Annotated in this window: 21 protein-coding genes; 12 read left to right on the plus strand and 9 right to left on the minus strand. The window is 60.1% G+C overall.

All coding sequences use genetic code 11. From position 1 onward, the window contains the following. Nucleotides 1–12 precede the first annotated feature (12 nt). The 8 genes from iolG (at nt 13) to QRN31_RS27745 (ending at nt 8882) form a co-directional block, all read left to right on the plus strand. Nucleotides 13–1023: a bifunctional inositol 2-dehydrogenase/D-chiro-inositol 1-dehydrogenase gene (iolG, locus tag QRN31_RS27710; protein ID WP_285435843.1), complete on the plus strand. Its 1011-nt coding sequence runs from the start codon at nt 13–15 to the stop codon at nt 1021–1023. A 153-nt stretch (nt 1024–1176) separates the two neighbouring features. Continuing rightward, nucleotides 1177–2229, plus strand: a complete 1053-nt coding sequence (locus QRN31_RS27715) for a Gfo/Idh/MocA family protein (protein ID WP_285435845.1) — start codon at nt 1177–1179, stop codon at nt 2227–2229. 149 nt (nt 2230–2378) lie between these two features. Beyond that, on the plus strand, nt 2379–3305 hold the full coding sequence (locus QRN31_RS27720) for a sugar ABC transporter substrate-binding protein (protein WP_285435846.1): 927 nt from the start codon (nt 2379–2381) through the stop codon (nt 3303–3305). A gap of 70 nt (nt 3306–3375) precedes the next feature. Further along, nucleotides 3376–4941, plus strand: coding sequence for a sugar ABC transporter ATP-binding protein (locus QRN31_RS27725; RefSeq protein ID WP_285435847.1), 1566 nt, complete (start codon nt 3376–3378; stop codon nt 4939–4941). 57 nt (nt 4942–4998) lie between these two features. Next, a complete protein-coding gene (locus QRN31_RS27730; protein ID WP_285435849.1) occupies nt 4999–6021 on the plus strand; it encodes an ABC transporter permease in 1023 nt (340 codons plus the stop codon). A gap of 327 nt (nt 6022–6348) precedes the next feature. Beyond that, nucleotides 6349–6753, plus strand: coding sequence for a TraR/DksA family transcriptional regulator (locus tag QRN31_RS27735; RefSeq protein WP_007907888.1), 405 nt, complete (start codon nt 6349–6351; stop codon nt 6751–6753). A 580-nt stretch (nt 6754–7333) separates the two neighbouring features. After that, a complete protein-coding gene (locus QRN31_RS27740) occupies nt 7334–8557 on the plus strand; it encodes a methyl-accepting chemotaxis protein (RefSeq protein ID WP_502942527.1) in 1224 nt (407 codons plus the stop codon). 121 nt (nt 8558–8678) lie between these two features. Continuing rightward, the gene (locus QRN31_RS27745) at nt 8679–8882 is read left to right on the plus strand and encodes a hypothetical protein (RefSeq protein ID WP_285435854.1); all 204 of its coding nucleotides are present in this window, start codon (nt 8679–8681) and stop codon (nt 8880–8882) included. A gap of 9 nt (nt 8883–8891) precedes the next feature. On the opposite strand, the gene QRN31_RS27750 is transcribed toward QRN31_RS27745, so the two are convergent. From QRN31_RS27750 to QRN31_RS27760, 3 genes are all read right to left on the minus strand, one after another. Next, nucleotides 8892–9131, minus strand: coding sequence for a DUF2789 domain-containing protein (locus QRN31_RS27750; RefSeq protein ID WP_084323168.1), 240 nt, complete (start codon nt 9129–9131; stop codon nt 8892–8894). 131 nt (nt 9132–9262) lie between these two features. Next, nucleotides 9263–9493 carry a hypothetical protein gene (locus QRN31_RS27755; protein WP_285435924.1) on the minus strand — a complete coding sequence of 77 codons (231 nt, stop codon included), beginning with the start codon at nt 9491–9493 and terminating at the stop codon, nt 9263–9265. A gap of 158 nt (nt 9494–9651) precedes the next feature. Continuing rightward, nucleotides 9652–9840 (minus strand): hypothetical protein, encoded by a 189-nt coding sequence (locus QRN31_RS27760; RefSeq protein ID WP_414921527.1) that lies wholly within the window; start codon nt 9838–9840, stop codon nt 9652–9654. Nucleotides 9841–10311: 471 nt separating this feature from the next. Here QRN31_RS27760 and QRN31_RS27765 point away from each other — a divergent pair, with 471 nt between their 5' ends. From QRN31_RS27765 to QRN31_RS27780, 4 genes are all read left to right on the plus strand, one after another. After that, a complete protein-coding gene (locus QRN31_RS27765; RefSeq protein WP_090185257.1) occupies nt 10312–10782 on the plus strand; it encodes a hypothetical protein in 471 nt (156 codons plus the stop codon). Then, on the plus strand, nt 10782–10985 hold the full coding sequence (locus QRN31_RS27770) for a hypothetical protein (protein WP_285435857.1): 204 nt from the start codon (nt 10782–10784) through the stop codon (nt 10983–10985). The genes QRN31_RS27765 and QRN31_RS27770 overlap by 1 nt, the downstream gene beginning before the upstream one ends. A gap of 116 nt (nt 10986–11101) precedes the next feature. Further along, complete coding sequence (locus QRN31_RS27775) at nt 11102–12121, plus strand: ABC transporter substrate-binding protein (RefSeq protein ID WP_285435858.1); 1020 nt, start codon at nt 11102–11104, stop codon at nt 12119–12121. 120 nt (nt 12122–12241) lie between these two features. Further along, a complete protein-coding gene (locus tag QRN31_RS27780) occupies nt 12242–12679 on the plus strand; it encodes a DUF3995 domain-containing protein (RefSeq protein WP_285435860.1) in 438 nt (145 codons plus the stop codon). A 27-nt stretch (nt 12680–12706) separates the two neighbouring features. Here the strand turns inward: QRN31_RS27780 and QRN31_RS27785 are convergent, their stop codons facing one another. From QRN31_RS27785 to QRN31_RS27810, 6 genes are read right to left on the minus strand one after another with little or no spacing between them, the layout of a single operon-like run. Continuing rightward, on the minus strand, nt 12707–13069 hold the full coding sequence (locus QRN31_RS27785) for a Na+/H+ antiporter subunit G (RefSeq protein ID WP_285435862.1): 363 nt from the start codon (nt 13067–13069) through the stop codon (nt 12707–12709). Then, nucleotides 13066–13344, minus strand: coding sequence for a K+/H+ antiporter subunit F (locus QRN31_RS27790; RefSeq protein ID WP_222587271.1), 279 nt, complete (start codon nt 13342–13344; stop codon nt 13066–13068). Before QRN31_RS27790 ends, QRN31_RS27785 begins: the two co-directional genes overlap by 4 nt. Continuing rightward, entirely contained in the window at nt 13341–13829 is a 489-nt protein-coding gene (locus QRN31_RS27795; RefSeq protein WP_285435864.1) for a Na+/H+ antiporter subunit E, read from the minus strand. The genes QRN31_RS27790 and QRN31_RS27795 overlap by 4 nt, the downstream gene beginning before the upstream one ends. Further along, complete coding sequence (locus QRN31_RS27800; RefSeq protein ID WP_285435866.1) at nt 13826–15511, minus strand: monovalent cation/H+ antiporter subunit D; 1686 nt, start codon at nt 15509–15511, stop codon at nt 13826–13828. The genes QRN31_RS27795 and QRN31_RS27800 overlap by 4 nt, the downstream gene beginning before the upstream one ends. After that, nucleotides 15508–15852 carry a Na+/H+ antiporter subunit C gene (locus tag QRN31_RS27805; RefSeq protein WP_007986256.1) on the minus strand — a complete coding sequence of 115 codons (345 nt, stop codon included), beginning with the start codon at nt 15850–15852 and terminating at the stop codon, nt 15508–15510. The genes QRN31_RS27800 and QRN31_RS27805 overlap by 4 nt, the downstream gene beginning before the upstream one ends. After that, nucleotides 15852–18770 carry a monovalent cation/H+ antiporter subunit A gene (locus QRN31_RS27810; protein WP_285435872.1) on the minus strand — a complete coding sequence of 973 codons (2919 nt, stop codon included), beginning with the start codon at nt 18768–18770 and terminating at the stop codon, nt 15852–15854. Before QRN31_RS27810 ends, QRN31_RS27805 begins: the two co-directional genes overlap by 1 nt. Between the last annotated feature and the right edge of the window lie 43 nt (nt 18771–18813).

Consider the following 18813-nt stretch of genomic DNA (forward strand, 5'->3'; position numbering starts at 1 on the left):
AGGAGAACAGACATGTCGTTGAAGCTAGGCGTTATCGGCACCGGGGCCATCGGCCAGGACCACATCCGTCGTTGCAGCCAGACCCTGCTCAATAGCAAGGTGGTTGCGGTGACCGACATTAATTTGCAGCAAGCGGCGAAAGTGGTGTCCGACCTCAAGCTCACCGCCGAGGTCTACCCCGACGGTCACGCGCTGATCAAGGCGCCGGAAGTCGAGGCGATCCTCGTCACTTCCTGGGGGCCGAGCCACGAGGAGTTCGTGTTGGCAGCAATCGCAGCCGGCAAACCGGTGTTCTGCGAGAAGCCCCTGGCCGTCACCGCTGAAGGCTGCCGCAAGATCGTCGAAGCCGAAGTGACCCACGGCAAACGCCTGGTGCAAGTGGGTTTCATGCGCCCGTACGATGAAGGTTATCGCGCCCTCAAAGCAGTCATCGACAGCGGCCAGATCGGCGAACCGCTGATGCTGCACTGCGCGCACCGCAACCCGACCGTGGGTGAGAACTACAAGACTGATATGGCGATCACCGACACGCTGATCCATGAGCTGGACGTGCTGCGCTGGTTGCTCGACGACGATTATGTGTCGGTGCAGGTCGTATTCCCGCGCAAGAGCAGCAAAGCCCTCGCGCACTTGAAAGACCCGCAGATCGTCCTGCTGGAAACCGCCAAGGGCACGCGCATCGACGTGGAAGTCTTCGTCAACTGCCAGTACGGCTACGACATCCAGTGCGAAGTGGTGGGGGAGACCGGCATCGCCAAACTGCCGGAGCCGTCCCAGGTTCAGTTACGCAGCGGCGCGAAGCTGTCCAACGCAATTCTGATGGACTGGAAGGACCGTTTCATCGCGGCCTATGACGTGGAGTTGCAGGCGTTTATCGATGGCGTACGGGCCGGGCAGGTGGGCGGCCCTTCGGCGTGGGATGGCTTCGCCGCTGCCGTTGCAGCAGATGCGTGCATCGAAGCACAAGGCAGCGGGGCCATCGTCAAAGTTGCTCTGCCTGACCGGCCACATTTCTACGGCTAACCACCATCCCTGTGGGAGCGAGCTTGCTCGCGATGGCGGCAGCACATTCAACCTCAAAGTGACTGTCAGACCGCTATCGCGAGCAAGCTCGCTCCCACAGGGGCCATGTACACCCGGTGAGCGGTTCATAGAACAATAAGAAGGAATACACACATGCGTATCGGACTTGTCGGTTACGGCCATGGCGGCCGGTTTTTCCATGCTCCGCTGATCAGCAGCCTGCCGACAGCCAAATTCGTCGGCGTGGTCACCCGTTCACCGGAGCGCCGACAGCTGCTGGCGACCGAGCACCCTGGCGTGCCGGCCTTCGACAGCATTGGCCAACTGGTCGAGGCCGGCGTCGATGTGCTGGTGATTTCCACTCCACTCAAGGGTCGCCCGGCGCTGGTGCTCGACGGCATCGAACATGGCGTGGCGGTGGTCAGTGACAAACCCTTCTCCGCCGATGCGCAACAGGCACAGACCCTGATCACGATGGCCGAGCGCCAGGGCGTGCGGCTCAGCGTCTACCAGAACCGGCGTTGGGATTCGGACTTCCTCACCGTGCGCAAACTCATTGAGTCCGGCGCGTTGGGCCAGGTCACCCGTTTCGAATCGCGAATCGAACGTTACGCCCCGCAAGCCGTGAACAACGGCAGTGGCGGTGGCTTTCTTCGTGATTTGGGCAGCCATCTGGTGGACCAGGCGCTGCAACTGTTTGGCCCGGTCACGCGGGTGTACGCCGAACTGGACTACCTGGAAAAAGGCCAGGTGTTCGATAACGGCTTCTTTATGTCCCTGACCCATGCCAGCGGCGTCACCTCGCACCTGGGCGGCAGTTGCCTGCAAAACACCCCCGGGCCGCGTTTCCGCGTTACCGGCAGCCAGGGTTGCTACAGCGTCGACGGGCTGGACGGGCAGGAGGCCTCGGCGCTGGCCGGGCTCTCGCCAAAATCCGAAGGCGAACGCTGGGGCGTCGAGGAGCATCGGCGCTGGGGCTGGTTCGAACAGGGCGAAGTGCGCGAGCGGGTACCCTCCGAACGCGGCTGCTGGCAGCAGTTCTATTTACAGCTACAAACCGCGTTACAGAGCGGTGGCCCACTGCCGGTCGAGGCCCGTGATGCACTGGCGACCACCCGCGTTCTGGACGCGGCGCGATTGAGTGCAGAGCGCCAGCAAGTGGTGGTTTTGGGGCAGTTTGATCACCGTGGAATAAAATCAGAATAAAATTCTAAAATGAGTTGATATAGAAATAATATTCCAATAAAGTCGTTTCCAGCGACCTGCCTCTCGCTCGTTTTCATCGCTTGCCCGCTTACTGAAAAATCGTCCCGCCTTATCCATAAAACCAACAAGAATGTGGAGAAAGACTTTTCATGAAGACCCAGATCCGTTTCGCCTCGCTTGCCTTGTCCCTGATGTTCGCCAGCGGCGCGGCACTCGCCGACATGAAGATCGGTGTCAGCATGTCCCAGTTCGATGACACCTGGTTGACCTACCTGCGCGAGTCCATGGACAAGAAAGCCAAGGCATATCCCGAGGGCGTAAAGCTGCAATTCGAAGACGCTCGCAGTGACGTGGTCAAGCAACTGAGCCAGGTCGAAAGCTTCATCAGCCAGAAGGTTGATGCCATTGTGGTCAATCCGGTGGATACCGCCGCCACCAAAAAAATCACTGAAGCGGCGGTCAAGGCCGGCATCCCGCTGGTCTATGTCAACCGCCGCCCGGATGACCTGAAGCTGCCCAAAGGCGTGGTCACGGTAGCCTCCAACGACCTGGAGGCCGGTGAAATGCAGATGCAGTACCTGGCCGACAAAATGGGCGGCAAGGGTGACATCGTGATTCTGCTCGGCGACCTCGCGAACAACTCCACCACCAACCGCACCAAAGGCGTTAAAGAGGTGCTGGCCAAGTACCCGAACATCAAGATCGAGCAAGAGCAGACAGGGATCTGGCTGCGCGACAAAGGCATGACCCTGGTCAACGACTGGCTGACCCAGGGCCGCAAGTTCGATGCGGTCGTGGCCAACAACGATGAAATGGCCATCGGTGCCGCAATGGCCCTGCAACAGGCCGGCGTCGACAAGGGCAGTGTGCTGATCGCCGGTGTCGACGGCACGCCGGATGGCTTGAACGCCATCAAGAAGGGCAGCATGGCGGTGTCGGTGTTCCAGGACGCCAAAGGTCAGGCGGACGGTTCAATCGATACCGCCGTGAAAATGGCCAGGAACGAGCCGGTTGAGCAGGCCGTCTGGGTCCCGTATCGCTTGATCACCCCGCAAAACGTCGACACGTTCAAATAGCCCGTCCGTTCAATAACAACAATAAGTACGCAAGGTTGCCACGGCGACCTTGCTGATGGAGTACCTGATCATGTTCGCTTCAGCGACTGCTTCGAGCACCCCGTTGGTGGGTATCCAGCCAACCGCAACACCTGTCGATGAGCCGTACCTGCTGGAGATCATCAACGTCAGCAAGGGTTTTCCCGGTGTGGTGGCCTTGTCCGATGTACAGCTTCGGGTGCGCCCCGGTTCCGTGCTGGCCCTGATGGGTGAGAACGGTGCGGGCAAATCGACGCTGATGAAAATCATCGCCGGCATCTACCAGCCGGACGCCGGTGAAATTCGCCTGCGGGGCAAACCGGTGGTCTTCGAAACGCCACTGGCGGCGCTGCAAGCCGGGATCGCGATGATCCACCAGGAACTCAACCTGATGCCGCACATGAGCATCGCCGAAAACATCTGGATCGGCCGCGAGCAGCTCAACGGCCTGCACATGATCGACCACCGCAAAATGCACCGCTGCACCGCCCAGTTGCTGGAGCGTCTGCGGATCAACCTTGATCCCGAAGAGCAGGTTGGCAACCTGAGCATTGCCGAGCGGCAGATGGTCGAGATTGCGAAGGCGGTGTCCTACGACTCCGACATCCTGATCATGGACGAACCGACCTCGGCGATCACCGACAAGGAAGTCGCCCACCTGTTCTCGATCATTGCCGACCTCAAGAGTCAGGGCAAAGGCATCATCTACATCACCCACAAAATGAATGAAGTGTTCAGCATCGCCGATGAAGTGGCGGTGTTTCGTGACGGCGCCTACATCGGCTTGCAACGGGCTGACAGCATGGACGGCGACAGCCTGATATCGATGATGGTCGGTCGCGAACTGAGCCAGTTGTTCCCGGTGCGCGAGAAGCCGATCGGTGATCTGCTGCTGTCGGTGCGCGACCTCAAGCTGGACGGCATTTTCAAAGGCGTCTCTTTCGACCTGCATGCGGGCGAGATTCTCGGGATCGCCGGGTTGATGGGCTCGGGCCGCACCAATGTCGCCGAAGCGATTTTCGGCATTACCCCAAGCGATGGCGGCGAGATTCGCCTCGATGGCGAAGTGGTGCGCATCAGCGATCCGCACCTGGCCATCGAGAAGGGCTTCGCCTTGCTCACCGAGGATCGCAAGCTCAGCGGTCTGTTCCCGTGCCTGTCGGTCCTGGAAAACATGGAGATGGCCGTGCTGCCGCATTACGCCGGACATGGCTTTATCCAACAGAAAGCCCTGCGTGCGCTGTGCGAAGACATGTGCAAGAAGCTGCGGGTCAAAACCCCTTCGCTGGAACAGTGCATCGACACCTTGTCCGGCGGCAATCAGCAGAAAGCCTTGCTGGCGCGCTGGCTGATGACCAACCCGCGAATCCTGATTCTCGACGAGCCGACTCGCGGCATCGATGTCGGGGCCAAGGCCGAGATCTACCGGCTGATTTCCTGCCTCGCCAGCGAAGGCATGGCGGTGATCATGATTTCCTCGGAGCTGCCGGAAGTGCTGGGCATGAGCGACCGGGTGATGGTCATGCACGAGGGCGACCTGATGGGCACCCTCGACCGCAGCGAAGCGACCCAGGAGCGGGTCATGCAATTGGCCTCGGGCCTGTCCTTGGTTCACTAATTGATGCCGGTGGTGACGATGGTCACGGCTGGCTACGCAAGAGAAGGGTGAGTGTTTATGAACGCGATACTGGAAAACAAGCCAGCAACGGCACCGATCAAAAGTCGCCGGCGCTTCCCGACCGAGCTGAGCATTTTCCTGGTGCTGATCGGCATCGGCCTGGTCTTTGAGGTGTTCGGCTGGATCGTGCGCGACCAAAGCTTCCTGATGAACTCCCAGCGCCTGGTGCTGATGATCCTGCAAGTGTCGATCATCGGTCTGCTGGCCATCGGCGTGACGCAGGTGATCATCACCACCGGGATCGACCTTTCTTCCGGCTCGGTGCTGGCGTTGTCGGCGATGATCGCGGCCAGCCTGGCACAGACCTCGGACTTTGCCCGGGCGGTGTTTCCGTCGTTGACGGACTTGCCGGTGTGGATTCCGGTCATCACCGGGCTTGGGGTTGGGCTGTTGGCGGGGGCAATCAACGGCAGCATCATTGCCATCACCGGCATTCCACCGTTCATTGCCACCCTCGGCATGATGGTGTCGGCGCGGGGCCTGGCACGGTTCTACACCGAGGGCCAGCCGGTGAGCATGCTGTCGGATTCCTACACGGCCATCGGGCACGGTGCGATGCCGGTGATCATCTTCCTGGTCGTGGCGGTGATCTTTCACATCGCCCTGCGTTACACCAAGTACGGCAAGTACACCTACGCCATCGGCGGCAACATGCAGGCGGCGCGTACCTCGGGGATCAACGTCAAGCGGCATCTGGTCATCGTCTACAGCATCGCCGGCTTGCTGGCCGGTCTGGCAGGTGTGGTGGCTTCAGCGCGCGCCGCGACGGGGCAGGCCGGAATGGGCATGTCCTATGAACTGGATGCGATTGCCGCTGCGGTCATCGGCGGCACGAGCCTGGCCGGTGGCGTAGGGCGCATCACCGGCACGGTGATCGGTGCGCTGATTCTCGGGGTGATGGCCAGCGGGTTTACCTTTGTCGGGGTCGATGCGTATATTCAGGACATTATCAAGGGACTGATTATTGTGGTGGCGGTCGTCATCGACCAGTACCGCAACAAGCGTAAACTCAAGCGCTGAAGCCGGACGAAACAGCAACATGCGCCACGCCTGACCCGCGTGGCGCAGCCGTTTGTCTTCTATATACAGCCGCTTGATTGAATTTCTTGCTATAAACGCACTCCGATAACCACCGCAAAGGCTGCCATAAAGCACTTTCGTGGCTTTGTCGGACGAATTCGCTGTCTTTTCAGTTGCTGAGGCCTCAAGTCGGCCTTAGACTGCCGCCCCTCGTAAATTGAGTGCCGGGTGGCGCTTGGAATAAATGGCGCCTTTCCGATGGCCAGACCTGGTCAGCCGGAACGCTCCCTAATTCGCCTTAATGCACGTTTTTTTATAGAGATATCAATGACAAAGGACAAGTTGCTGGCCATGCCGGCGGATGACTACATGAATGCCGAGCAACATGCTTTTTTCTCCGAGCTGTTGCAGAACATGAAAGTCGAAACCCATGAGCGCATCGAACAGAATCGCATCGCCATCGAGAGCCTGGACACTCCAGCCGATCCGGCCGACGCTGCTTCTGTCGAAGAAGAGCGCACCTGGCTGGTGAACGCGATCGATCGCGACCAGCGCATGCTGCCTCAGTTGGAACAGGCTCTGGAACGCATCAAAGAAGACAGCTTCGGCTGGTGCGATGACAGCGGCGAGGCCATTGGCCTCAAGCGCTTGCTGATCAGCCCGACCACCAAGTACTGCATCGAAGCTCAAGAGCGTCACGAACAGATCGACAAGCACCAGCGTCAGGCCTGATTTCGTAACGCCCCGCATCGCGGGCAAGCCTTGTTCCTGAAGGAACGACGCTTGCCCGCGATGCTTTTTTTCGTCTGCGAAAAACTCGTGCCCTTCTATTGATCTGCTGCAAGGCCCACTACTAATGGACCATAGATAATGGCCCACTAGTGGCGTTTAATGCAGTCACAACAATTAGAAGCTCCACGGGGTGACGAAGATGACGAGAGACGGATCTCTGGTTGGGCATGTGCCTGCACCAGTACTTGCGCCAAAAAACCTTTGGCTGACGCCGACTTTGCAAAGCATCGCCCTGGTGCTGTTGCTCTGTGGCATGACCTTGGGCGGCGCTTCGCTTTACATCGGTCTGCCGGTGGCCGTGCTGATCGTCTGGCTGCCACGCTTGCGTACGCGCGCCGTCGTCGATTCAACCCCTGCCGACAGCTCAAGCGCCATTGCCGAGCTGACTCGCGACCTTTCCTACACCACCAGTCACAACGCGTTGTCCGCCGCTGGCGTGGCGTATTCGGTCAAGCAACTGGCCGAGAGGGTCCAGTCGCAGCTCGATGCGGCCAAGCGGATTGTGAGCAACGCCGAAGTGATGATTTCCACCGAACAAGCCACCTCGACACTCAGTCGAGAAGCCTTGAACGCTGCCAGCGAGGCCCACCAGAGCAGTGCGGCCGGGCGTACGGAATTGATCGAATCGATCTCCCGCATGCATCAGCTCAGCCAGCGCGCCAGCAACAGCCGTGAGCTGATCGAAGCCTTGAGTGTGCGCAGCGACGACATTCAACGGGTCACGCTGGTGATTCAATCCATCGCCAGCCAGACCAACCTGCTGGCCTTGAACGCCGCCATTGAAGCGGCCCGGGCCGGGGAACACGGACGCGGGTTTGCGGTGGTGGCCGATGAGGTGCGTGGCCTGGCGGCGCGCACGGCGACCGCGACCGGCGAAGTCGGGGAGATGGTCGCCGATATCCAGCAACGCACAGCGCAAGTGGTGGAGCAGATCCGGCAACTGTCCAGCGATCTCGACACTGGCGTCCAGCAGGTCGAGCACACCGGTCAGCATCTGGAGAACATTGCGCGCCTGGCCGCAGGCGTCGAACACCAGGTCGCAGAAATCGCTCGGGGGACCGACACCAACCGTGAACAACTCGACAGCCTGTTTCACGCCATCGAACAGATGCGCAGCGACCTGGCGGTCAGCGACCAACAGACCCAGCGTCTGGCTCAGGCGGCGGTGCAAATGGAGGGGCAAGCCGAAACCATCAGCGAGCGCCTCGCCGAAGTCGGGCTGGATGACTATCACCAAAGGATTTATGACCTGGCTCGCGAAGGCGCAAGTCAGATCACTGCACGCTTTGAGGCGGATATCGACGAGGGCCGGATCAGTCTCGACGACTTGTTTGATCGCAACTATCAAGCGATCCCCAACACCAACCCGGCCAAGTTTCAGACGCGCTTCGACCGCTACACCGATCAGGTTTTGCCGGCCATTCAGGAACCGTTGTTGCCGCGCCATGACGGGTTGGTGTTTGCCATCGCCTGCACTCAGCAGGGTTATGTGCCGACCCATAACAAGGCTTTCAGCCTGCCGCTGACCGGTGATGCACAGGTCGATACCTTGCAGAACCGCACCAAGCGCAAGTTCGCCGACCGCACCGGCATTCGCTGTGGCAGCCATCAACAGCCTGTGTTGCTGCAAACCTATACCCGAGACACGGGTGAACTGATGCACGACCTCTCGGTGCCGATCATGCTCAAGGGCCGACACTGGGGTGGACTGCGATTGGGCTACAAGCCGCAGAGTGCACGCTGAGCCGCTGACCATTGTTACGGGATTGGCAACGAAGCTGTGCAGGCTCGTTGCTGTTTCCGCGCGAATGAACTCATTAACATGCCTGCATAGTTAGGTTGCTAATGAAATTCGAGAGGTCAGCATGCACAGTAAAGTCGATGTCGCCGTCATGATTGGCAGCGGTGTACCCGCCTATTTGCGTGCGATGGGGCAGAGCGTTTGTTGGGTCGTGTTGCTCAATGGCGAGCGCCGTGGGACGGTGTATTGCAGCCGCGATGAAGCCGAGGAGTGCAAGGCTGCCTGGCTGGCGCAATTGAACGCCGTAGCACCTGGCAGCCTGCATTGACCGTGCGGGTCAGTGAACCTGGTGCATGCGCAGGTTCAGGTCGTCGACCACCCGCGCCCAATCGGCGTCTTCTCGCAATTGCTCTTTGAGGAAGCCAGCTTGTTGTGGGGTCCAGAACTCGGCGTCGATGAGTTTCTTGTCATCAGCCAAAGGGGAATGGCTGGCGATGAAGTCATCGATGGCTTTCTCGCTGGAATCAAGGCCGAGCTGGTCGAACAAGCCCTTCAAGTCGTGTGTAGGTGAATCCATTGTCATCTCCTTGCGTGTCGCGTCGAATGCGATATCTGAGTGCGGCTTCATTGCATCTGAGGGGGCCGCGCGTCAGGAGTTCGAAAGCGATGGTGGAAAGCAGGAGAGAGCATAGACTGCAAATCTGAGGATCAGGCGTTCAATGCACCGTTGTCGACAGCAGTTTTCAGGGCCTGTGCAGCTTCCTTTGCGGCAACGGCGGCGACATCCGAGGTTTTGAACCAGCGATCTTTCTCGACCTGGTGATACGTCACAGCGGTCAACGGTGGTTTGGCGCGCATGACAATGACAGCCTGGAATTCGCCTTCGACCTCTCTGGCTTCGCCCCGGATAAAAAATTCACCGATATCAAATTCCGTCACGTAGCTGCCTTCCCTTGGAAATTTTCTGTTGTGTTGAACGCCGTCCGCCCTGGGGACGGATTTCATTGGTCGGGCAGTATGGCAGTTGTTGCCTGTCGACGGCTGAGTTAAGTCATCGGTGTGACGAAACGTCTATGGCAATCAAACCCTGGAATTCGTCAACCGCGTGACTCGAGCACGCGGGCAAGGGCACAGGCTGCGTTATGGCTGGCGCGGAAACCTCTGACGCGGCCGGTGGCCGTTTCCTTGATATGAAAGAACGCGCTCCCTGCCAATACGACCTGAAATTGCGGAATTCGGAGGCTTTCAGACGCATACGCATGGGGCTGAAAGTCCACCGCAAGCATCGAGCGAGCGCTATCGTTGTGTCGTGCCATGGGGATGGCGAAGTGAGTCATGGTGCACATAAGAAGTCCTTTTCCTTGTTTTGCCGACGTGCGTACGTCGTTATGGGTAGTCTCAATGAGCATGGCTGCTCTAGAATCGCCATCACTGTCCGGCGGATGGCGTTCATCTAAAGCAATTTTTTGCTGGCGATATGTCGGAAAAGTGCTTTTTTTAAAGAGTTTTTTCCTTAAAGTTGGTAATCCGGTTTCCTCTGGCGGCAAGAAGGGCTTTTTCCTTCAACTTCTGACGACTTTCACAGAGGACGGCGCGAGTGATATTCCAGTAGTCTCACTGACCTCGCGACGCCTGAGCGCTACGCTCAGCTCAGGATTTCAACCCGGGCCTCATGGCAACACCTTCGGCATGGCCGCTTTTTTCTGCTGTGCGCTTTTTCTGCGTGCGGCATCATTTTCAAATGTGGGGATGTTTCCTTGGCAGTAAGTAATCTCGATATGCATGCTTTGTTCGTGCTGGGTGATTTGCGCGCAAAGCTGGTTAAACAGTTCCAGTCACGTTTCGTTTACATCACCGAACAAAACGCTGAAGGCATTTACATCGCCGAACTCGACACTGAAGAAGCGCTGGTGGTCGATGACAAACCAGGGCTCAAGCTCAAGGTTGGCGATCACTTCAGCGCCTCTGTGCTGCCCAGTCGTGAAGGCGGCAAGCTCGACATCAAGTTCCGCGAAATCAAACTGACGGTGTATGGCCTGGGTGATTACGCCTTTGTCACCACAGCAGATGGTCATGGGATCGTGTTCAAGGAAGGTCATAGCGTCGTCATGGTCTTCGCCGCCCACCAACAGCTGCAGGAAGGCCTGACCAAGACCCTGAAGGCTGTGACCGCCAAAGCCGCCAAGTGGCGCAAGGGCGAACTGGTGACGTTCAAGGCCAGCGAGTAATGACCCTGACCCGCGCCGATTTCCACCAGCAGAACCAGGCCAGTGCAAGCGTCGAAGCCCGGCGATTGTTCGAGCACAAGGCGATTCTGCAGGGAGCCTGGCTGAGTTGGGTGGCGTCACAGATATACGCGCTGCGTCCGGCGGCCTACGCCAGCATGGTAAGAAGAGAGCTGGCGCGGTTGCAGGAAACTTCCGAAAATTAATTCGTGCCCCTCGAAAGCAGGAACCTCTACTACAGTCAGATGACTGAGTATTCAGAGGCTTGCGGTCTTCTGTCAGGCCATCCTGCTAATGCTGTGAAAGCACGAGGTGCAAAGGCATGAAAGGATTTCGACGGTTGTGGGTCGCTACCCTGGCCACGTTTGTAGTATTGAGTTCACCTGCTCCGGTTTCCGCCGCGGCGCAGGCGCCGATTCATTTCGCCGATCTGAACTGGGAAAGCGGCAGTCTGATCACCGATATCCTGCGGATCATCGTCGAGAAGGGCTACGGCTTGTCGACCGACACGTTGCCCGGGACCACCATCACCCTGGAAACCGCACTGGCCAACAATGACATTCAGGTCATTGGCGAAGAATGGGCCGGACGCAGCCCGGTCTGGGTCAAAGCCGAGGCTGAAGGCAAGGTCGCGAGCCTGGGTGATACGGTCAAAGGTGCCACCGAGGGCTGGTGGGTGCCCGAGTATGTGATCAAGGGCGACCCGGCCAAGGGCATCAAGCCGCTGGCGCCAGGCTTGCGCAGCGTCAGTGACCTGCCCAAGTACAAGGATGTGTTCAGTGATCCGGAAAGTCCGGGCAAGGGGCGCTTCCTCAACAGCCCGATTGGCTGGACATCGGAGGTGGTCAACAAGCAGAAACTCACGGCGTATGGCCTGAACGACAGCTATGTGAATTTCCGCAGCGGTTCGGGGGCGGCGCTGGATGCCGAGATCAGTTCATCGATCCGTCGTGGCAAGCCGGTGCTGTTTTACTATTGGTCACCGACGCCTTTGCTCGGCCGCTACAAGCTGATTCAGCTGGAGGAACCGCCCTTTGATGCCGAAGCGTGGAAAACCCTGACCGACGCTGACAACCCCAATCCAAAACCGACGCGCTCGCTGCCCTCGAAGCTGTCGATTGGTGTGTCCACGCCATTTCAGAAACAGTATCCGCAGATCGCTGAATTCTTCAGCAAAGTCGATTTGCCGATTGATCCGTTGAACAAGGCCCTGGCGCAGATGAGCGAAAAACACACCCCGCCACGTCAAGCGGCCGAGGCGTTCATGAAGGCACACCCCGACGTGTGGCAAGCCTGGGTGCCCAAGGATGTCGCGGATAAAGTCGCTACGGGGTTGAAGTGATACTGATGTTTGGCAAATTCGTCATTGGCCAGGTCATGTACCCGGCCAATGACGAATATCCTTACAAAAACGTTCAAGGAGGTCCATCCTCCTGCGACATTTTACGTTGGATGTCTGAATATGAGCTTGATGATTGCGCAATGGATCGCTGCCATCTTCCTGTTGATCAGCTTGATCCACCTGTATTGGGCGGCGGGTGGCACATTGGGGAGCGAGGCGGCGGTGCCACGCGTGCCCGGGGAGGGCGGGGGGGAATCAAAGCCTGCCTTCAAGCCTTCTGGATTTGCCACGCTACTGGTGGCGGTCGGGTTGCTGCTGATCGCGATGCTGGTGTGCCTGAGGGTCGGCTTGTATTTGCCCACGGTGCAGCACTGGTCGCTGCAATGGGTGATCAGCGCGATTGCGATGCTGATGTTCGCCCGGGCAATCGGCGATTCGAATCTGATGGGGTTCTTCAAGCAGGTCAAGGGCTCGAAGTTTGCCCGACTCGACACCTGGGCTTACTCGCCATTGTGTGTGGTGCTGGGAGCCGGGTTGTTGGCTGTTGCCTGGATGTGAGCTGAGGTAATGCAACAGTAAAAGCGTCTAGCTCCCGCTTTCGGTGCGCCGGCTACTCACTTCAGCCGGCACATCGTCCCCTGCCATACGCTTGCGAAACAGCGCCGCCCGCGCCAGCAGCAATGTGGTGACCGGAACCGTGATCGACAACAGAATCGGAATCAGCCAGGCGTGCAGCACGGGCGCGGATTTGAGCGCCGAAAAGTAGACGATCGAGGCCAGGGCCACGCACCATGCGCCCAGCGTCGAGGCCAGTGCTGGCGGGTGCATGCGCTGAAAGTAGTCCTTCATCCGCACCAGGCCAATCGCCCCGATCAGCGCGAACAGGCTGCTGAGCACCAACAGGATCGCCACTGGAATTTCCACCCACAGGGACAGTTGAGCAGTCATTCGATCACCTCGCCACGCAGCAGGAATTTGGCCAGGGCAAACGAGCCGACGAAGCCGAACAGGGCGATCAGCAGCGCCGCCTCGAAATACGTGTCACTGGCATAACGAATGCCCAGTGTCAGCATCATCAGCATGGCGATGATGTACAGGTAATCCAGTGCCAGAACCCGGTCCTGGGCCGAAGGCCCTTTGAACAGCCGGATCAAGGTCAGGATCATCGCCAGGGAAAAGATGAACAGGCTCAGCAGGACCGCGTTCGACAGTAATTCGCTCATTCGAAGATCTCCATCAAGGGGCGCTCATAGGTCGCCTTGAAATGCTCGATAAACAGCGCTTCATCCTCCAGATCAAATACGTGCAGCAACAGGATGCTGCGGTCCAGCGCCAGTTCCGACCAGACCGTGCCGGGAACCACCGTGCAGATCATCGACAATGCGGCCAGGCCATTGGCGTCGCGCAACGAAAGCGGCACCTTGACGAACTGCGAGCGGGGCGCACGACGCCCGGCGTTGAGCACGCCCCAGGCCACGGCGAGGTTGGACACCACCACATCACGGCCCACCAGCAGGAACAAACGCACAATCACACCGGGCCGACGAATGCGGATCGGTAGCGGCCGCAGTTTGCGCATCATCAGCGGCGCACAGAACCCGAGCATCGCGCCCAACAACAGATTGCCGGGGCTCAGCGACAGGTTCAGCAGCAGCCACAACAGCCACAGCGCCAGCGACAGCCATGGAGCAGGCAACAGACGCTTCATGGCTGCACCTCCAGCATCGCCGCCCGGGATTCGGGGCTCGGCACCGCGCGCGTGCCCAACACCGCCATGACGTATTGCTGCGGGTTGTTCAAGGCATCGGCAGCGGCCTGGGTGTAGCGCAACAGCGGTTCGGCCTTGAAGGTCAGGGCAACGCTGAGCCCCAGCAGCACGATGATCGGCACGCATTCGAAGCGGCGCAGCAAGGGCGATGGCCGTTCCTGAGGCGTCCAGAAGCGCTGGATGCCCACGCGCGCGAAGGCAATCAGCGACGCCAGTCCGGACAGGATCAACAACGCCAGCAACCCCCACGCCGCGTTCGACACCGGTTCGTCAACGCCATTGCCCAGGCCCGACGGATTGAGCAGGGCGCTGAGCAGGCCAAGCTTGCCGATAAAGCCCGAGAGCGGCGGCATGCCGATGATCAGCAACGCACAGGCAATAAAGCTCAAGCCGAGGAACGCCATCGTCCAGGGAATCACCTGGCCCACCACGGCTTTCTGTTCGTCGTCCAGGTTGATGCCCTTGGGCGGTTGCAGGGATTCCATGGGGCGGGGCAGCAGGTCGCCGTCGTCGAACAGCGGCATTTCATTGGCGGAACGTGAACGCTCGATCAACTCCGACAACAGGAACAGCGCACTCAATGCCAAGGTCGAGCTGACCAGATAGAACAGCGCCGCGCCGATCAGGTTCGGCTGGGCGAAACCGATGGCTGACAGCAGAATCCCCGCCGACACCAGAATGCTCAGGCTGGCCATGCGTTCCAGCCGCTGTGCCGAGAGGATCGCGATGCCCGCGCAGACGATGGTTGCCATGCCGCCGTAGATCAGCCAGTCGCCGCCGAAATACGCCGAGGCGCCGGCCTGCCCCGAGAACAGCAGCGTCCACAGGCGCAGCAAGGTGTAGACGCCGACCTTGGTCATGATCGCGAACATCGCCGCCACTGGCGCGCTGGCTGCGGAATAGGCCGGCACCAGCCAGAAGTTCAGCGGCCACATCCCGGCCTTGGCCAGGAACGCTACCGCGAGAATCCCCGCGCCGGCATGCAACAGTCCGCGATCGGCTTGCGGGACCAGCGGGATTTTCAGCGCCAGGTCGGCCATGTTCAAGGTGCCGGTGACGCCATAGATCAACGCCGCGCCGATCAGGAACAGCGACGAAGCCAGCAGATTGATCGAGATATAATGCAGGCCCGACGACACCCGCGCCCGACCCGAACCATGGAGCATCAGGCCGTAGGACGCCGCCAGCAGCACTTCGAAAAACACGAACAGGTTGAACAGGTCCGCCGTCAGGAACGCGCCATAAAGGCCCATCATCTGAATCTGGAACAGCGCATGGAAACTCGAACCGGCGCCGTCCCAGCGGGCCATGGCGAACAGCAGGGCGCTGACGCCGATGATCCCGGTCAGCACCAGCATCAATGCCGACAGGCGATCAACTACCAGCACCAGGCCGAACGGCACCTGCCAGTTACCCGGCAGGTAAACACCGATGGAGCCGGGCACACCGGTGGACTGTGTCCATTGCAGCAGCGCCACGGAAATGCCCAGGCCCAGCAGGCTGGAGAACAGATTGATCTTGGCCTTCAGCGGGCGGTGTTTTTCGCCCAGCATCAGCATGATGGCGGCGGTCAGCAGCGGCAGCAGAATCGGTGCGGCGATCAGGTGCGTCATCGCATTCATTCTTTAGGCTCCCGGCCATCGACATGGTCGGTCCCGGTCAAACCGCGAGAGGCCAGCAGCACCACCAGAAACAGCGCGGTCATGGCGAAGCTGATCACGATGGCGGTCAGCACCAGCGCTTGCGGCAGAGGGTCGGTGTAATGCAGCAAGTCCTGCGGCACGCCGTCCTTGATGATCGGCTCCTTGCCGATGAACAGGCTGCCCATGCTGAAAATGAACAGGTTGACGCCGTAGGACAGCAGACACAGGCCCATCACCACCTGGAATGTCCGTGGCCGCAGGATCAGCCAGACGCCGGACGCGGCCAGAACGCCGATGGCGATTGCGATGACTTCTTCCATCAGACGGCTCCTTTGCTGGCGACGGACTTGGGCAGGGCGGCGGTTTTGTGGCCCCGTACCGATTGGTGAGCGATGGCGGTGAGGATCAACAGTGTCGAACCGACCACCACGGCGTACACGCCGATGTCGAAGAACAACGCACTGGCGATATGTATGTCGCCCAGCACCGGCAGGTCGATATGCCAGGTATGGGTGGTCAGGAACGGATACCCGGCCACCATCGCCCCAAGCCCGGTGGCCGTGGCGAACAGCAGGCCGGTGCCCATCCAGCGCAGCGGCCGCAGGCTCATTTGCGCCTCGACCCACTGGGTGCCGGCGACCATGTATTGCAGGATGAACGCCACTGACATCACCAGCCCGGCGACAAAACCGCCGCCCGGTTGATTGTGCCCGCGCATGAACAGGTAGACCGACACCACCAGCGCAATCGGCAACAGCAAGCGCACCAGCACCGCCGGCACCATCATGAAGCCGAGCGCGGTGTCGCTGGCGTGACGCGGGTTGACCAGGTCGGTGACGACATCGGGTGCCAGCAAGCGCTGTTGGGCCGGCAGTTGCAGGCTTTCCTTGGGTGGGCGGAAACGTCGTAGCAGGGCGAACACCGTCAGGGCCACGGCCACCAGCACGGTGATTTCACCGAGGGTGTCGAAGCCGCGGAAGTCCACCAGCATCACATTGACCACGTTGCTGCCACCGCCTTCGGGCAAGGCGCGGCTGAGGTAGAACGAGGAAATGTCGTTGGGGGTCTGGCGCGTCAACATCGCGTAGGCCAGCAACGCCATGCCGCCGCCGACCACGGTCGACAGCAGCAAGTCGCGGATCCGCCGGATGCGCGCCCTGCGCAGGCTGCCCGGCAGCGGCGAAACCTCTTCAATCCGTCGCGGTAGCCAGCGCAGGCCCAGCAGGATCAGCACGGTGGTCACCACCTCGACCACCAGTTGCGTCAAGGCCAGGTCCGGCGCCGAGAACCAGACGAACGTGATACAGGTCATCAGGCCGCAGACGCTGACCATGGTCAGGGCCGCGAGCCGGTGATACTTGGCCTGCCACGCCGCGCCGAGGGCACAGGCAATCGCCAGCAGCCAGAGAATCACAAACACGATCGAGCCCGGAATCTTCGGCCGCTCGCCCCAGCTCAGACTGCTGTGGAGCATTGGGATCAACCCGGCCAATACGGCGACGAGCACCATCAGGAACAGCTGCGCTTGCAGGCGGCGCGTGCTGATCCGCCGCTCCAGGCGACGGGCCAGGCGCATCATGATCACCAGACCGCGCTCGAACAGGCGCTTGCCGTTGAAACCGCCAATGAACGGCGGGTATTTGAACCGTCCGCGCTTGAGCTGATTGCGCAACAGCAGGTACAGCACGATGCCGCCGGACATGGCGATCAGGCTCATGATCATCGGCGCGTTCCAGCCGTGCCAGATCGCCAGGCTGTATTCCGGCAGGGTGCCACCCACCACGGGCAGGGCGGCGGCGGCCAGCAATGAGCCGACCACTTGCGCGGGGAAAATCCCGACGATCAGGCAGGTGAACACCAGCAACTCCACGGGCGCGCGCATCCAGCGCGGCGGCTCGTGCGGGGTGTGTGGCAGGTTGGTGGCGGTCGGGCCGAAGAACACGTCGACCGTGAAGCGCAGGGAGTAGGCGACGCTGAACGTGCCGGCGATGGTCGCGACAATCGGCAAGGTCATCTCGACCCAGGCGGTGGCGTTGATGAACACGGTTTCGGCGAAGAACATCTCTTTGGAGAGGAAGCCGTTGAGCAACGGCACGCCGGCCATCGAGGCGCTGGCGACCATGGCCAGGGTCGCGGTAAATGGAATCAGCTTGATCAGGCCGCTGAGCTTGCGAATGTCGCGGGTGCCGCTTTCGTGGTCGATGATCCCGGCGGCCATGAACAGCGACGCCTTGAAGGTGGCGTGGTTGAGGATGTGGAACACGGCGGCGACGGCGGCCAGCGGACTGTTCAGGCCCAGCAGCAGCGTGATCAGGCCGAGGTGGCTGATGGTCGAGTAAGCCAGCAGACCCTTGAGGTCGTTCTGGAACATCGCGCAATACGCGCCGAGCAACAACGTACACGCGCCGGCGCCGCTGACGATGTAGAACCATTCTTCACTGCCGGACAGCGACGGCCATAGTCGTGCGAGCAGGAACACCCCGGCCTTGACCATGGTTGCCGAATGCAGATAGGCCGAGACCGGTGTCGGCGCCGCCATCGCGTGGGGCAGCCAGAAGTGGAAGGGGAATTGCGCGCTTTTGCTCAGGGCGCCGATCAAAATCAGGGGCAGCAGGATGGGGTAGAGAGGGTGCGCGCGAATCAGATCGCCAGCGGCCAGGACCTTGTCCAGGTCATAGCTGCCGACCACATGGCCGAGCAGCATGACCCCCGCCAGCAGGCACAAACCGCCTGCGCCCGTGACCATCAACGCCATGTAGGCGCCGCGTCGCGCATCGGCGCGGTGATGCCAATAGCCGATCAGCAGGAACGAAAAGAGACTGGTCAGCTCCCAGAAAAATACGATCTGGATCAGGTTGCCGGAGATCACCAGCCCGAGCATCGCGCCCATGAACGCCAGGAAAAACGCGAAGAACCGTGGCACCGGATCGTCGGGCGACATGTAATAGCGGGCGTATAAAGAAACCAGCGTGCCGATGCCCAGCACCAGCAATGAGAACAGCCAGGCGAAACCGTCCATGCGCAGGACGAAGTTCAGGCCGAGGCTGGGTAACCAGAAAAATTCTTCACGTATCACGCCGCCATCGGCGATCTGCGGGTACAAGAGGGCCACCTGGAGGGTGCCAATCAAAGCAACCAGACCCGCCAGCAAGGATTCGGTGTTACGCGCGTTGTGTGGCAGCAAAGCCGCCAGACAGCTGCCGATAAAAGGCAGAAGCAGTAGAACTATCAGGGACATAGGCTTCTAATCTGCGGAAGTTTGTGAAGCATCATACGTGCCA

Source organism: Pseudomonas sp. fls2-241-R2A-110, assembly GCF_030209165.1.
Taxonomy (GTDB): Bacteria; Pseudomonadota; Gammaproteobacteria; order Pseudomonadales; family Pseudomonadaceae; genus Aquipseudomonas.

Coding starts and splice junctions, on each gene's coding strand:
- iolG (WP_285435843.1), top strand. CDS start 13: ATGTCGTTGAAGCTAGGCGTTATCGGCACCGGGGCCATCGGCCAGGAC.
- QRN31_RS27715 (WP_285435845.1), top strand. CDS start 1,177: ATGCGTATCGGACTTGTCGGTTACGGCCATGGCGGCCGGTTTTTCCAT.
- QRN31_RS27720 (WP_285435846.1), top strand. CDS start 2,379: ATGAAGACCCAGATCCGTTTCGCCTCGCTTGCCTTGTCCCTGATGTTC.
- QRN31_RS27725 (WP_285435847.1), top strand. CDS start 3,376: ATGTTCGCTTCAGCGACTGCTTCGAGCACCCCGTTGGTGGGTATCCAG.
- QRN31_RS27730 (WP_285435849.1), top strand. CDS start 4,999: ATGAACGCGATACTGGAAAACAAGCCAGCAACGGCACCGATCAAAAGT.
- QRN31_RS27735 (WP_007907888.1), top strand. CDS start 6,349: ATGACAAAGGACAAGTTGCTGGCCATGCCGGCGGATGACTACATGAAT.
- QRN31_RS27740 (WP_502942527.1), top strand. CDS start 7,334: ATGATTTCCACCGAACAAGCCACCTCGACACTCAGTCGAGAAGCCTTG.
- QRN31_RS27745 (WP_285435854.1), top strand. CDS start 8,679: ATGCACAGTAAAGTCGATGTCGCCGTCATGATTGGCAGCGGTGTACCC.
- QRN31_RS27750 (WP_084323168.1), bottom strand. CDS start 9,131: ATGGATTCACCTACACACGACTTGAAGGGCTTGTTCGACCAGCTCGGC.
- QRN31_RS27760 (WP_414921527.1), bottom strand. CDS start 9,840: ATGCTTGCGGTGGACTTTCAGCCCCATGCGTATGCGTCTGAAAGCCTC.
- QRN31_RS27770 (WP_285435857.1), top strand. CDS start 10,782: ATGACCCTGACCCGCGCCGATTTCCACCAGCAGAACCAGGCCAGTGCA.
- QRN31_RS27775 (WP_285435858.1), top strand. CDS start 11,102: ATGAAAGGATTTCGACGGTTGTGGGTCGCTACCCTGGCCACGTTTGTA.
- QRN31_RS27780 (WP_285435860.1), top strand. CDS start 12,242: ATGAGCTTGATGATTGCGCAATGGATCGCTGCCATCTTCCTGTTGATC.
- QRN31_RS27785 (WP_285435862.1), bottom strand. CDS start 13,069: ATGACTGCTCAACTGTCCCTGTGGGTGGAAATTCCAGTGGCGATCCTG.
- QRN31_RS27790 (WP_222587271.1), bottom strand. CDS start 13,344: ATGAGCGAATTACTGTCGAACGCGGTCCTGCTGAGCCTGTTCATCTTT.
- QRN31_RS27795 (WP_285435864.1), bottom strand. CDS start 13,829: ATGAAGCGTCTGTTGCCTGCTCCATGGCTGTCGCTGGCGCTGTGGCTG.
- QRN31_RS27800 (WP_285435866.1), bottom strand. CDS start 15,511: ATGAATGCGATGACGCACCTGATCGCCGCACCGATTCTGCTGCCGCTG.
- QRN31_RS27805 (WP_007986256.1), bottom strand. CDS start 15,852: ATGGAAGAAGTCATCGCAATCGCCATCGGCGTTCTGGCCGCGTCCGGC.
- QRN31_RS27810 (WP_285435872.1), bottom strand. CDS start 18,770: ATGTCCCTGATAGTTCTACTGCTTCTGCCTTTTATCGGCAGCTGTCTG.